Annotated in this window: 12 protein-coding genes; 6 read left to right on the top strand and 6 right to left on the bottom strand. The window is 54.1% G+C overall.

Annotated elements, in window-relative coordinates:
- The first annotated feature begins 80 nt into the window (after positions 1 to 80).
- From CPA45_RS11475 to CPA45_RS11450, 6 genes are all read left to right on the top strand, one after another.
- Positions 81 to 1,517: a hypothetical protein gene (locus CPA45_RS11475; RefSeq protein ID WP_096651675.1), complete on the top strand. Its 1,437-nt coding sequence runs from the start codon at positions 81 to 83 to the stop codon at positions 1,515 to 1,517.
- Positions 1,518 to 1,687: 170 nt separating this feature from the next.
- Complete coding sequence (locus tag CPA45_RS11470; RefSeq protein ID WP_096651674.1) at positions 1,688 to 2,377, top strand: CBS domain-containing protein; 690 nt, start codon at positions 1,688 to 1,690, stop codon at positions 2,375 to 2,377.
- Between the two features lie 208 nt (positions 2,378 to 2,585).
- Positions 2,586 to 3,365: a ThuA domain-containing protein gene (locus CPA45_RS11465; protein ID WP_096651673.1), complete on the top strand. Its 780-nt coding sequence runs from the start codon at positions 2,586 to 2,588 to the stop codon at positions 3,363 to 3,365.
- Positions 3,362 to 4,411 carry a Gfo/Idh/MocA family protein gene (locus CPA45_RS11460; protein ID WP_096651672.1) on the top strand — a complete coding sequence of 350 codons (1,050 nt, stop codon included), beginning with the start codon at positions 3,362 to 3,364 and terminating at the stop codon, positions 4,409 to 4,411. Before CPA45_RS11465 ends, CPA45_RS11460 begins: the two co-directional genes overlap by 4 nt.
- A 67-nt stretch (positions 4,412 to 4,478) precedes the next feature.
- Positions 4,479 to 5,750, top strand: a complete 1,272-nt coding sequence (locus tag CPA45_RS11455; RefSeq protein WP_096651671.1) for an ABC transporter substrate-binding protein — start codon at positions 4,479 to 4,481, stop codon at positions 5,748 to 5,750.
- Between the two features lie 76 nt (positions 5,751 to 5,826).
- Positions 5,827 to 6,819: a LacI family DNA-binding transcriptional regulator gene (locus CPA45_RS11450; RefSeq protein ID WP_096651670.1), complete on the top strand. Its 993-nt coding sequence runs from the start codon at positions 5,827 to 5,829 to the stop codon at positions 6,817 to 6,819.
- Positions 6,820 to 6,828: 9 nt separating this feature from the next.
- Here CPA45_RS11450 and cdd read toward each other — a convergent pair whose 3' ends face one another.
- The 6 genes from cdd to CPA45_RS11420 form a co-directional block, all read right to left on the bottom strand.
- Positions 6,829 to 7,236, bottom strand: a complete 408-nt coding sequence (cdd, locus tag CPA45_RS11445; RefSeq protein WP_096651669.1) for a cytidine deaminase — start codon at positions 7,234 to 7,236, stop codon at positions 6,829 to 6,831.
- Between the two features lie 56 nt (positions 7,237 to 7,292).
- Entirely contained in the window at positions 7,293 to 8,018 is a 726-nt protein-coding gene (gene deoD, locus CPA45_RS11440) for a purine-nucleoside phosphorylase (protein ID WP_096651668.1), read from the bottom strand.
- Positions 8,019 to 8,073: 55 nt separating this feature from the next.
- On the bottom strand, positions 8,074 to 9,318 hold the full coding sequence (locus tag CPA45_RS11435; RefSeq protein WP_096651667.1) for a phosphopentomutase: 1,245 nt from the start codon (positions 9,316 to 9,318) through the stop codon (positions 8,074 to 8,076).
- Positions 9,318 to 10,670, bottom strand: coding sequence for a thymidine phosphorylase (deoA, locus tag CPA45_RS11430; RefSeq protein WP_096651666.1), 1,353 nt, complete (start codon positions 10,668 to 10,670; stop codon positions 9,318 to 9,320). Before deoA ends, CPA45_RS11435 begins: the two co-directional genes overlap by 1 nt.
- Positions 10,670 to 11,473 (bottom strand): deoxyribose-phosphate aldolase, encoded by an 804-nt coding sequence (gene deoC / locus CPA45_RS11425; RefSeq protein ID WP_096651665.1) that lies wholly within the window; start codon positions 11,471 to 11,473, stop codon positions 10,670 to 10,672. The genes deoA and deoC overlap by 1 nt, the downstream gene beginning before the upstream one ends.
- An 81-nt stretch (positions 11,474 to 11,554) precedes the next feature.
- Entirely contained in the window at positions 11,555 to 12,838 is a 1,284-nt protein-coding gene (locus CPA45_RS11420; protein ID WP_096651664.1) for a NupC/NupG family nucleoside CNT transporter, read from the bottom strand.
- Positions 12,839 to 12,862 lie beyond the last annotated feature (24 nt).

The following is a 12,862-nucleotide window of genomic DNA, read 5'->3' as shown; positions in this document are numbered from 1 at the left end:
CTGAATTAAAGCGTGCCACCAGGGTTATTTTTAGCCATGGTATATCATCGCGTTACGCAATGAAGTAGGAGATTGGATAGGTGATCAATGTTGAGCGTAAAAACAGCTTTCAGTTGCGCCTTTCGCGGCGGCTAAAGGAAGAAACCTCGCATACGCTCGATGTCTATTTATTCGTACCAGGCGAGCTAGGCCTGAGCCCCCATGTGATTGCTGAAGAGGCATTTTATCATGGTGCTATACAGGTCTCGCGTACCTACTATAGCGACGAATACCATTTGCCTCTGGTACACAGCCGTCTAGCAAGCCGTAATCAATTAGGCAGTGACTCTTACCGCTTAAGTCTGAGCCTGTATGCCTACCAGTACGTCATTGCATTAGAGCGAACGACTCAGTCGATGTTAGCAAACGCACGTAAGCTGCGTCATGCACGTAGCGATGATCGTGATGACAATAGTGAGGTCAGCGAGCGTGAGGCAGCGCTACGCGAGCAGCTTTCTGAAATGAGTGATTTAAGCGACGGCATCTTAAAGCGCTTAAGGCGCAATCTTCCCAGTGACGAGCGGTTATATAAGTACTTTGCCAATATCGATAACTACCTTTCATGGTTTACTGAGCAACAACTATTATCGCTGGTGGCACATATGCCCAGGGGAGGAGATTTCAGCGATATAAAGCGGCGTTTTATTACTGTCTGCCATCGGGAAGAGGAGTACCGTCGTGAGCAAGAGTACAACGCCCAGCGGGTAATGGACGACCCTACCCGAATGTCAAACAAGATGCGCTTGCTACGACGCTTGATTGAATACCCAATCACCTTAAAACAGCGTGCGACGGAACTAGGTGGTGGCGAGCAAAAAGCTGTTAAAGCCTTAGCAACTGCGGTTGTTATGGTGTTTGTCTCTCTTGGAATACTGCATTTACGGGATGTAGTGGGTGATATCACCGCACTGTTTGTGCTGGCTATGGCGCTACTTTATGCCATGCGGGAGGTGTTCAAAGATGACCTGCGTAACACGCTATGGCGCTGGCTACGCCGGGGGCGGCCAAAGTGGCGACGGCAATATATCGACCCGACTCGCAATGCGCTAGTAGGGCGGCAGCTAGAGTGGTTTGACTACAAACGCTACGCTGCACTGGATGACGATATTCAAAAAATGCGGCGGCGAACGGTCGCCCAGCGTGAAGAAGTGGTAATGCATTATCGCTCTAGCTCACGTATGTCACCCACGCGCTTTTTAAGCGGCTATGAGCATACGCGTGAAACGCTGCATGTGGACCTCTCCATGCTTATCCGCCTGATGAGTAAAGAGAAGCACCATATTTACCATCTGAAAGATGGGCAGGCGGTACGGGAAAGCGTCGAACGCCGTCACTTGTGCAATTTGGTTATTCGCGAAACAGGCAGTGAAGATGTGCCCTATTTGGCTCGCTGGAAAGTAGTCGTTAGCCGCTCAGGGATAGTGGATGTGGAGAAAGTAGCAGAGAGCAGTACAGACGAGGAGGATAAAATGAGCTAGGTCAAAAGAGTGTCAGTGATCACGAGCATGCATAGCTAAATCACCCGCAGCGAGCTAGTCTCAAAGGATAACAGTTCAATCTGAACGTGTGGCTTATGTTTAACGCCAAGCCTTATCAACGCTTGTCCTTGAAGAGCTAGCCACAAGAATCAGTCTCAAGGGGATTTGCCATGCAAGCTATCGATATTATGACGCCTAAAGTTATCAGTGTAGGGCCTGATACGGAAGTGCGGGAAATCGCACAGCTGCTGCTTGATCACCGTATTAGTGCCGTGCCAGTTGTCGATAATGATCGCAAGGTGCTGGGTATTGTCAGTGAAGGCGATCTCATGCGCCGGATAAAGCGCGATGATGACCAAGAGCACTCCTGGTGGTTGTCACTCTTTACGGGGGGGAAAGACCCTGGGGAATATATTAAGTCCCATGGGCGCAAAGCACAGGAAGTTATGACACCAAACCCATTAACCGTTGAGGAGAATGCGCCGCTGCATACCATCGCCCGGTTGCTGGAAAAGCACCATATAAAGCGTGTGCCCGTGGTGCGTCAGGGAAAATTGGTCGGTATTGTGAGCCGTGCTAATTTACTGCAAGGCATTGCCAATGCAGCGGTTGCTCCCACACAGTCACCGGTGGATGACCGTAAAATTCGTGATGCTATCTTAAAAGAAGTCGATCAGCATACTGGTGCCTCTACCGACACTATTAGCTTGATTGTTGATGGAGGCGTTGTAGAAATTTGGGGGTTAGTGGAGTCCCCGGATCAAAAGCAAGCGGTGACGGTAGCTGCTGAAAACGTACCAGGAGTTACCAAGGTTGAAAACCACCTTGGTATGATGCCACGCGGAGCGGGTTACTTCTAAAACGCTACGTTACATTCACACAATTCTCACATAGCCCGCTGTTTTCTGCAGCGGGCTTTTTTACTTTCTCGTGTTTGAATAAATACTTCTCACTGGCGAGTGACGACTAAAGTTGTATTTAGGTAAACGTTTACTCTTGTCGAGTAAACGTTTACTTTTTGTCATGTGTGCCTTTAATAGCACTTCACTATCTCGTCAAGGAGAGCATATGACCATCAACGTGACCGTATGGGGAGAGAACGTCCACGAGCAGACCAATGAGATCGTGGCGCGGATTTATCCCAAAGGCATGCATCAGTGCATTGCCGAAGGTTTAAACGAAGCGGAAGGTATCCATGCCACGGCCGTGACGCTGCAAGACCCTGAGCAGGGGCTTAGCGAAGCTACGCTCGACAATACCGATGTACTGCTATGGTGGGGCCACGCAGCCCACGGCGATGTGCTGGAAGAGACCGTTGACCGCGTGCAAAAGCGTGTGCTGCAAGGCATGGGGCTGATTGTTCTGCACTCGGGGCACTACTCGAAAATCTTTAAGCGCCTCATGGGAACCACGTGTTCACTCAAGTGGCGTGAAGCGGGCGAGCGGGAACGGCTGTGGGTAGTGAACCCAGGTCATCCGATTGTTCAGGGCCTGGGGGACTATATTGAGCTGCCCCATACCGAAATGTACGGCGAACCGTTTGCAGTGCCTAACCCCGATGAAGTGATCTTTATCAGTGCCTTTGAAGGTGGTGAAGTATTCCGTTCCGGCCTGACTTACAAGCGTGGCAATGGCAAGATTTTCTACTTCCGCCCTGGCCATGAAACCTACCCGATTTATTACGATGCCCAGGTGAAAACCGTGTTGAAAAACGCCGTGAACTGGGCACGCCCAGAAGGCTCGCGATGGATCGACAGTTGCCCTAATGTACCCGCTGACCAAGCGCCTAATCCGGTCGAGATAAAGGGCGAAAGCCTGCATAAACCCGGCGAGGAGGGCTTTAAATGATTCGTTTAGCGATAATTGGTGCAGGCAGCATGGCCGGTGAGCATGCCAAGCACTTTGGCCGACTTGAAGGCATCGAAGTAGTAGCAGTTTGTGATAAAGATTTTGCCAAAGCCCAGGCGTTTGCTGAACGCCACGGTATTAGCGATGTGTATGGCGACCTGGAGGCCATGCTGGCCCGAAATGATATTCACGCGGTAAGTAACGTAACTCCAGACGGTGTTCATAAAGCAACGTCGCTAGCTGCTATTGCTGCAGGCAAACATATCCTGTGTGAAAAACCACTGGCGACAAACGCACAGGATGCCCATGCAATGGCGGCGGCTGCCGAGGCAGCTAATGTGATCAACATGGTCAACTTAAGCTACCGTGATGCACCCGCTATTCAGCATGCCCGTGCGCTGATTACTGCAGGTGCCATTGGACAAGTTCGCCATGTAGACGCTAGCTACCGGCAAAGCTGGCTGGTGAGTAACGCCTGGGGGCGTTGGGATGAGGATAGCCAGTGGCTGTGGCGGCTTTCCGAAGCCCACGGCAGTAAAGGCGTATTAGGTGATGTCGGTGTGCACATTGTCGACTTTGCCAGCTTCCCTGTTGGCGACATTACCCGAGTCAACTGCGAGCTAACCTGTTTTGAAAAAGCCCCAGACAATCGCATTGGTGAGTATGTGCTGGATGCCAACGATACAGCGCTGATGAGAGTGTCGTTTGCCAATGGTGCTAAGGGGACTATTCAGGCCACTCGCTGGGCAACCGGGCACCACAACTCACTCGCACTTAGTGTCCACGGCGATAAGGGCGCAATACGGATTGATCTGGATGTCGCCAAAGACGAAGTGCAGGTATGTTTGGATGATGATGTTCATCCTGCCCGCTGGAGTACCGTGAAAGCACCGTGCACGCCCAGTATCTACCAGCGCTTCGTCGAGAGCATCCAAAGCGGCAACAACGACCAGCCGGACTTTGCCCGTGGCGCGGCGATTCAAACCGTGCTTGATGCCTGTTTTATCTCAAGCCAGGAAGACCGTAGCCTAGCGATTGCGAGCTAGGAGATTAGTTGTTCATCAGTAGAGTACTGACATAACGCACCTACCAATAACAATAGAGGTGAAGGCTATGCGTCAATATCTTCGTACATCGGTGGTACTGTTATCGAGTATTGCTTTATTACCTACTGCGCTCTCTGCTACTGCCGCCGAGATAACCATTGCCTGTGGCGACGGTGGAGCGGCGGACTTCTGCCCGACGTTGGCAAAGCGGTGGGCGGAGGCTAACGGCCACCACGTGAATATCGTCACCACCCCTCAGTCTCCTACCGAAAAGCTCTCGCTTTACCAACAGCTATTGGGTAGCCAGTCCCAGGATGTGGATGTGCTAATGATTGATATCGTGTGGCCAGGTTTGCTCGCCGACCACTTGGTTGACCTAAATGAATACCTGCCAGAAGGTGCAACTGACGGCTTTATTCCCTCATTGATGGAGAATAATACTGTGCAGGGGAAGCTTGTTGCGTTGCCTTGGTTTACCGACGCGGGGCTACTCTACTACCGCCAGGATCTGCTGGATAAGTATGACGCGGGGGTGCCGGAAACCTGGCAGGCGTTGACGGATACTGCGCGACGTATCCAACAGGCTGAACGCGAGGCGGGGAATACGCGCATGCATGGGTTTGTGTTCCAGGGGCGAGCCTATGAAGGGCTGACTACTAATGCGTTGGAGTGGATAGCCAGCCACGGCGGCGGCACCTTTGTGGATGGCGATGGGCAGGTCACGGTGAATAACCCTCAAACAGTGGAAGCGCTGGCGCTGGCTGCGTCTTGGGTGGGGGATATCAGCCCTGAAGGGGTGAGTAACTACATGGAAGAAGAAGCTCGAGGCGTATTCCAGGCGGGTAACGCGGTGTTTATGCGCAACTGGCCCTATGTCTGGTCGTTGGGGCAGGCTGATGGCACACCTATTCAAGGCAAGTTTGGTGTTGCGCCATTACCTCATGGGGCCGGTGGGCAGTCTACCGCTACTCTCGGTGGCTGGAATTGGGCCGTTTCACGCTATTCACAACATCCTGAAATCGCAGCTGATTTAGTTGCTTATCTCTCTGCTGAAGAGCAGCAGAAGGCGCATGCCGTGGAATTTGGCCGAAACCCAACACGACCAATGCTCTATGAGGATGCTGAGGTGCTGGAAGCACACCCATTTATTGGCGAGCTGTATGAAACCGTCATGAACGGCATACCTCGCCCAGCCAGCGTGACAGGAACGGCTTACCCGCGCGTGTCTAGCGCGGTGTTTAACCGTGTGCATGAAGCGCTTTCCGGTGATGTCTCGCCTGAACAGGCGATTCAACAGCTCGACAGCGAATTGGCCCGCCTAGGGAGACGAGGCTGGTAATGCTGTTTTTCATTATGCCTAACGTTTTTCAGCTCAAATTTTGGCACAATCATGAGCCGAATCGCTGAGGCATGGCATGAAACAGACTAAACAGAGCACTCAAACGGCGACCATACGTGAAATTGCACGGCGGGCTGATGTATCCATTGCCTCAGTCAGCCGAGCATTAAATGGTAAGCCAGGGTTAAGCGATGCCTTGCGGGAAAGAATTCTTACTATCAGCCGAGAGGTATCCTACCAGCCCAGCGCGGCAGCGAGGCAGCTGATAAGTGGGAAGGCGGCGGTGGTAGGGATTTCTCTAGGGCGTCAGGATATTGAACTGCGCCCTTACTATATTTTGCTTTATCAGCACCTGACGGTGGCGCTTCACCAGCAGGGTATGGTGCCAATCTTTTTTCATCATGACCAAACCGCAGAGCTTCCTGAGCGAGCGGGAGCGGCGATTTTGTTAGGTGAAACCGCCGAGGATGAGCGCCCAACACTACTAAGTGCAGCAGGTATTCCGTTTGTACGTATTGGCAACGCCGGGGATGGATTTTCGGTAGCGCCCGATGATGCGGCGGGGCTTTACGAGATCACCCAATACTTACTTGCCCTGGGGCGAAGGCGCTTGGCCTTCGTCGGTGGAGAACTGGAAACGCCATGCCCTCATAGTCGTTTAGAGGGCTACCGGCGGGCACTTGAGGAGGTAGGGCTTGCCGAGCAGTTAATCAGCTTGCCGCATCGCTTGAGCTCGGACTCTCTGACCAGTTATCGCTATTTAAATCGTTATTTGGCTGGCATATCAAGTGGCCAACCGCTGCCATTTGATGCATTGGTATGCGCCACTGATGAGCTGGCGCTAGGCTGTGTAGCTGCGTTGGAAGACCGCGGAATTGATGTGCCTAGCCAGGTAGCCGTGACCGGATTTGACGACCTGCCAACACTGGCCACCGGGCTAACCACCATTCGCCAAGACATCGCGTCGATTGCCGCGATGAGCGTGGAGCTATTAGGTGAAGCGTTGGCAGGCAAAGCGCCTCGACATGTATCGTTGCCGGTGGCGCTGGTGCTGCGGGAAACGGGCTGAGTGGGTTGCTTAACGCGGTGGCAATTGCTCTGGACCGAAGGCATCGGGCAGCAAGGTTTCCATGGTGTAGGTTTTTAGCACCTCTCCTTGGCGAGAGATCACCATGATTTGCGTATCCGGTGTGGCGAATTCGCGGATGCGTTGTCGGCAGTCGCCGCAGGGTGTGCAAAGGTGCTCGCCTGGGCCCATGACGTACACCTTCGCCAGCTCGCGCTGGCCTGCGGTGATCATGGCGGAAATAGCCGAGGCTTCCGCACACAGCCCTTTGTAGTGCGCTACTTCCACGTTGCTGCCCGCAAACTGCTGGCCGTCTGGGCACTCCATCACCGCCGCAACGGGATGATTAGAGTAGGGCGCGTAGGCATTGCCTAGCGCTGTTAGCAATTGTTGGACGATTTCATTAGATATCTGGTCCATCACTTTTCCTAATAGGTAGGCTTATCCAAAACGTCAGAGCGTGCAGCAAGCTTCCTTTAGGCTTTGGCAGCATCGTCGCGCAACACGGTATCTAGCGCAATAACCATCATGTCATTGAAGGTGGTTTGACGATCGGCGCTGGAGAGTGAGTCGCCCTTCAGAATATGGTCGGAAACGGTGCAGATCGTCAGTGCCCGAGCGCCAAACTCCGCTGCAACGCCGTATAGGCCAGCGGCTTCCATCTCTACTCCAACAATGCCGTAGCGCTTGAGTAATTCGGCCATATCGGTCTGCGGGTTGTAGAACAGATCCGCTGAGAAGATATTGCCGACTTTTACCGGAACGTTCTGCGCGTTGGCAGCCGCCACCGCGTGCATGGTCAGGTCGAAGTCAGCAATTGCCGAGAAGTCGTGGTCGTTAAAGCGCATGCGGTTTACTTTGGAATCGGTACAGGCGCCCATACCGATTACCACATCGCGAACGTTGACATCGTCGCGTACTGCGCCACAAGAACCCACCCGGATGATGGACTTAACGCCGTAGTCGGTAATCAGCTCTTTGGCGTAAATAGACACCGACGGAATTCCCATACCGTGGCCCATAACTGAAATTGCGCGGCCTTTATAAGTGCCGGTATAGCCGAACATGCTGCGTACATCGTTTACCTGACGCACGTTTTCCAGGTAAGTGTCGGCGATGTACTTGGCGCGCAGCGGGTCGCCGGGCATTAGCACGGTATCAGCGAAATCGCCCATCTCGGCATTGATATGTGGTGTCGCCATGAAACGCTCCTATTGATCGTTTTTTTAATCAGTTTGATTTGCTAAACGCTGCGGTTCAGGCAGCGTTAGGTAAAAAGCTCTTGCCGTCTTCCATTGCTTCAACCGCGAAGAATGTTGCCAGCGTCTGGCCGATATCGGCAAAGGTGCCGCGCTCGCCTAGCGGGCCGGGGGAGAATCCTGCACCGTGCACCATCACCGGTACGTACTCGCGGGTGTGCTCGGTGCCTTCCCAGCTAGGGTCGCAGCCGTGGTCAGCGGTAAGCAGCAATAGGTCGTCATCGTTCAGTACGGCAAGCAGCTCCGGCAGGCGGGCATCAAAGTGCTCAAGTGCTGCAGCGTAGCCCGGTACATCACGGCGGTGTCCGTAAACCGAATCAAAATCAACAAAGTTGGTCATGATCATGGTAGGGCGATTGCTGGACTCGCTAGCAGTGCGGGCTACTTCGGCGAGCGTGGCCTCCATCAGGGCGTCATGCCCGCTGGCTTTTACCTTATGAGTAATACCGCAGTGGGCGTAAATATCGGCGATCTTGCCAATCGATACCACTTCGCCACCGGCATCAGCCAGCTTCTGCAACACCGTGGGGCTGGGGGGCTCTACACTGTAATCGCGACGGTTGCCTGTGCGGGCAAAGCTGGCGCTGTCATCGCCGGTAAACGGGCGTGCAATCACCCGGCCGATGTTATAAGGCTCGAGCAGTTCGCGTACGGTTTCGCATAGCGTGTAGAGCCGCTCCAGGCCAAAGTGCTCTTCGTGGGCGGCAATCTGAAACACGGAATCTGCCGAGGTGTACACAATGGGCTTACCACTCAGCACATGCTCTTCGCCCAGTCGGGCGATGATCTCGGTGCCGGATGCGTGGCAGTTGCCGATGACACCGGGAAGCTCCGCTTCCTGAACAATTTTTTCTAACAGCTCCACAGGGAAGCTGTCGGTTTTATCGAGAAAGTAGCCCCAGTCAAAGCGTACCGGCACGCCGGCGATTTCCCAATGGCCAGAGGGGGTGTCCTTACCGCTGGAGATCTCTTTGGCGTGGGCGTACGCACCTTTCAGTTGTGTAGGGAGGTCAATGCCTTCGGCCACGTTGCCGGTAGCATCGCGGTGGGCGTGGAATAGACCAAGGGCTGCCATGTTGGGCAGCTTTAGGGGACCTGAGCGATCAGCGGTATCAGCCTCTCCGCGAGCGCAGGCGGCTGCGATGTGGCCCAGGGTGTCAGCACCCTGGTCGCCAAACTTGTCAGCATCTGGGGCACTGCCGATACCAAAAGAGTCGAGAACTAGCACAATTGCACGGCGCATTAGGCTTCTCCTCGGAATGTTTCCTGGATCAGCGTATCTGCTTCAGCAGCTTCTTCTCCCAAGACCATGGCAGCACGTAGCTGAGCGGCGGCACGGGCGGCGGCCTCTTCGCTACGGGCGTGGACTATGGCGAGTGGGCGCTGGCTGTCGACGCCCTCGCCAAGCTCGACGATATCGCTAAAGCCCACGCTGTGGTCAACACTGGCATCGTTACGCAGGCGGCCACCGCCTAGCTCGACCACACTCATGCCTACGGCACGGGTATCGATGCGCTGAACAATGCCGCTTTGCTCGGGGTAAACAGCTTGAATCACCGGTGCGGTGGCTAGGTAGCTGTCTGAGCGCTCCATAAAGTCTGCAGGGCCACCCAGCTCGCGCACCATACGGGCAAATACTTCGGCTGCTGCGCCGGAAGTGAGTGCTTTTTCGAGTTTGGCCAGTGCTTCTTCACGGCTTGTTGCTAATTTACCGGCAATCAGCATTTCTACTGCAAGTTCGCGGGTCACCTGCATAACTCGGCTGTTGGCACGTTCGCCGCGCAGCAGCGCTAGAGTTTCGACGATTTCAACCGCGTTACCGGCGCAAGGGGCCAGTGGCTGACTCATATCCGTCAGTAGGGCCGTTGTCGGTGTGCCGGCCTGGGTAGCTACGTTTGCAATGCTCTTGGCGAGTTCGCGGGACTTTTCCGGTGTCGGCATAAAGGCGCCACTGCCAACTTTCACGTCCATGACCAGGGCATCCAGACCAGAGGCTAGCTTCTTACCCAAAATAGAAGCGGTAATCAGCGGGATAGACTCTACCGTAGCGGTGACGTCGCGCACGCCGTAGATGCGCTTATCCGCTGGGGCTAGGTTGCCGGTTTGGCCGATAATCGCCACACCGGTGGACTTCACCACATCACTGAAGCGCTTCGGGGCAGGGTAGGGGTCGTAACCGGGTATCGACTCCAGTTTGTCCAGGGTACCGCCGGTGTGGCCCAAGCCACGGCCTGAAATCATTGGCACAAAGGCGCCACAGGCAGCTACCCAGGGGCCAAGCACCAGGGATACCAAATCACCTACGCCACCGGTGGAGTGTTTATCGACAATTGGGCCTGGCAGGTTGAGGGAGCCCCACTGCATCACGTGGCCTGAGTCGCGGGTTGCGGTGGTTAGCGCTACGACTTCCTCGCGGCTCATTCCGTTGAGGAATACGGCCATAGTAAAGGCGCCAATCTGCGCATCGCTGATGCGGTCGTCGGCTATGCCTTGAACAAAGGCTTTAATCTCTTCGGCTGGCAACGGCTGGCCGTCGCGCTTTAAACGAATCAATTCTTGTGGAAGCAGTGCGTGGTGAGAAGCAGTTGAAGACATTAGTAGCCTCCGTGAGTAGTAGATTGCTTGGTAGCTTGTAGAGCGCTGCCGCTCAGCGTATTTAATAAATTGCCCAGCAGGCTAGAGGCACCAAATCTGAAGTGCTCAGGTGTTATCCACTTTGCGCCCATAATTTCAGTGGCAAGCGCTAAGTACTCGGCAGCTTCTTCAGTGGTGCGCACGCCGCCTGCGGCTTTAAAGCCAACGTCTTTGCCGCTGTCTTTAATTACATTTAGCATAATGTTGGCGGCTTCTAAGGTGGCGTTAACCGGCACTTTACCCGTTGACGTTTTAATAAAGTCAGCGCCGCCCTCAATGGCAAGCTCACTAGCGCGTCGGATAAGCGCAGGCTCTTTGAGTTCGCCAGATTCAATGATGACTTTTAACAGCGCTTGGCCGCCGCAAGCCGCTTTACACATCTCGACCAGTTCAAGACCGGTGGCTTCATCTCCCTTCATGAGCGCGCGGTAGGGAAAAACCACGTCCACCTCATTGGCACCGGAGGCCACTGCTTCGCGGGTTTCACGGGCCGCGCCCATGATGTCCTCACCGCCATGGGGAAAGTTAGTTACAGTAGCGATCTTTACTTGGCCATCGAGCTGGTGCGCACTTAGTGCACGGGCGGCGGTGACCACAAACTGTGGATATACGCATACTGCAGCCGGGTTGCCGAAGGGGGTTTTTACCTGCTGGCACAGGGCTTCAATAACGCTGTCTGTGTCGCTTTCGTTCAGGCTGGTCAAGTCCATTAGCGCCAGTGCTTGACGGGCAGTAGAAACATGGGGAGAGGCAGTCGCGGTCATGGAGTTCTCGCAAAACAGTAAAAGACAAAACGGGCACTGCAATAACAGCAGCGCCCGTCACTTGGTATCGTGCTCGCTGCGTTAAGCCGTCATGCTGCTTAATGCGATAAAGAAACCAGCAATAGATGCCGACATCAGGTTAGATAGCGTACCTGCCAGCACTGCTTTGACACCAAAGCGGGCAATTTCTTTACGGCGCGTAGGTGCAATGCTACCTAAACCGCCCAACAGGATGGCAATGGACGACAGGTTGGCAAAACCACACAGTGCAAAGGAGAGAATCGCCATGGTGTGCGGTGTCATCATCTGACCCGTGGCAGCCACTAACTGTTCCCCATCAATGTACGGTGCAAGATTGATGTAGGCGACAAACTCGTTAACCACCAGCTTTTGGCCAATGAATGAGCCTGCCAGCGTGGCTTCTTCCCAAGGGACGCCCAGCAAGAAAGCCAGTGGTGCAAACAGCCAGCCTAAAATCAGCTCAAGGCTGAGTGCATCAAAGCCAAACCAACCGCCAACACCGCCTAAAATGCCGTTAATAAGCGCGATAAGTGCAATAAATGCGAGCAGCATAGCGCCCACGTTAGCGGCAAGCTTCATGCCTGACGTAGCACCTGCTGCAGCTGCATCCAGCACATTGGCAGGTTTGTCTTCCTGCTCTTTAAGCTCTTCTTCTACTCTGGAAACGCTGTCGCTGTCGGTTGCATCCTGAGTTTCCGGCATAATCAGCTTGGCAAATAGCAGGCCGCCCGGTGCCGCCATAAATGATGCTGCGACCAAGTATTCCATTGGAATACCCAGTGCCGCGTAACCAGCCAATACAGAACCAGCGACAGACGCGAGGCCACCACACATTACCGCAAACAGCTGGGAGGGCGTCATGCGGGCAATAAATGGCCGAACGACTAGGGGGGCTTCGGTTTGACCAACAAAGATATTCGCCGTGGCAGAAAGCGACTCGGTGCGTGAGGTGCCCAAGGCTTTCTGCAGTGCGCCACCTAGAATGCGGATGACCCATTGCATAATGCCGAGGTAGTACAACACCGCGATAAGCGATGAGAAGAAGATAATGACTGGCAGAACTTTAATGGCGAAAACAAAGCCAACGTTATCGACATCAGCTAAGCCACCGAAGAGAAAGCCAATGCCATCGTTTGCGTAGACCAATACTTGGCTAACACCAGACGAGATGGCTTGTAGCACCGCTTGGCCAAACGGTACATAGAGGACAAATGCACCGATACCTGCCTGGATGGCAAATGCGCCCAGCACGGTACGCAACCGTATCGACTTGCGGTCATAGGAGAAGATAAGGGCTATGGACACCAGTGTGACCATACCTACCAAGCTCATAAGGAGTGTCATAGGGAGATCCTTCGAGTTCGCTAA

The organism is Vreelandella nigrificans, from assembly GCF_002374315.1.
GTDB classification, from domain to species: Bacteria; Pseudomonadota; Gammaproteobacteria; order Pseudomonadales; family Halomonadaceae; genus Vreelandella; species Vreelandella nigrificans.
The sequence above is the reverse complement of the archived record's forward strand: the minus strand, read 5'-3'. Positions and strand labels throughout refer to the sequence as shown.

Excerpts from the sequence above, each read along its gene's own strand:
- deoC (WP_096651665.1), bottom strand. The coding sequence starts at position 11,473 with ATGACCGCGACTGCCTCTCCCCATGTTTCTACTGCCCGTCAAGCACTG.
- cdd (WP_096651669.1), bottom strand. The coding sequence starts at position 7,236 with ATGGACCAGATATCTAATGAAATCGTCCAACAATTGCTAACAGCGCTA.
- CPA45_RS11460 (WP_096651672.1), top strand. The coding sequence starts at position 3,362 with ATGATTCGTTTAGCGATAATTGGTGCAGGCAGCATGGCCGGTGAGCAT.
- deoD (WP_096651668.1), bottom strand. The coding sequence starts at position 8,018 with ATGGCGACACCACATATCAATGCCGAGATGGGCGATTTCGCTGATACC.
- CPA45_RS11435 (WP_096651667.1), bottom strand. The coding sequence starts at position 9,318 with ATGCGCCGTGCAATTGTGCTAGTTCTCGACTCTTTTGGTATCGGCAGT.
- deoA (WP_096651666.1), bottom strand. The coding sequence starts at position 10,670 with ATGTCTTCAACTGCTTCTCACCACGCACTGCTTCCACAAGAATTGATT.
- CPA45_RS11470 (WP_096651674.1), top strand. The coding sequence starts at position 1,688 with ATGCAAGCTATCGATATTATGACGCCTAAAGTTATCAGTGTAGGGCCT.
- CPA45_RS11450 (WP_096651670.1), top strand. The coding sequence starts at position 5,827 with ATGAAACAGACTAAACAGAGCACTCAAACGGCGACCATACGTGAAATT.
- CPA45_RS11420 (WP_096651664.1), bottom strand. The coding sequence starts at position 12,838 with ATGACACTCCTTATGAGCTTGGTAGGTATGGTCACACTGGTGTCCATA.
- CPA45_RS11455 (WP_096651671.1), top strand. The coding sequence starts at position 4,479 with ATGCGTCAATATCTTCGTACATCGGTGGTACTGTTATCGAGTATTGCT.
- CPA45_RS11465 (WP_096651673.1), top strand. The coding sequence starts at position 2,586 with ATGACCATCAACGTGACCGTATGGGGAGAGAACGTCCACGAGCAGACC.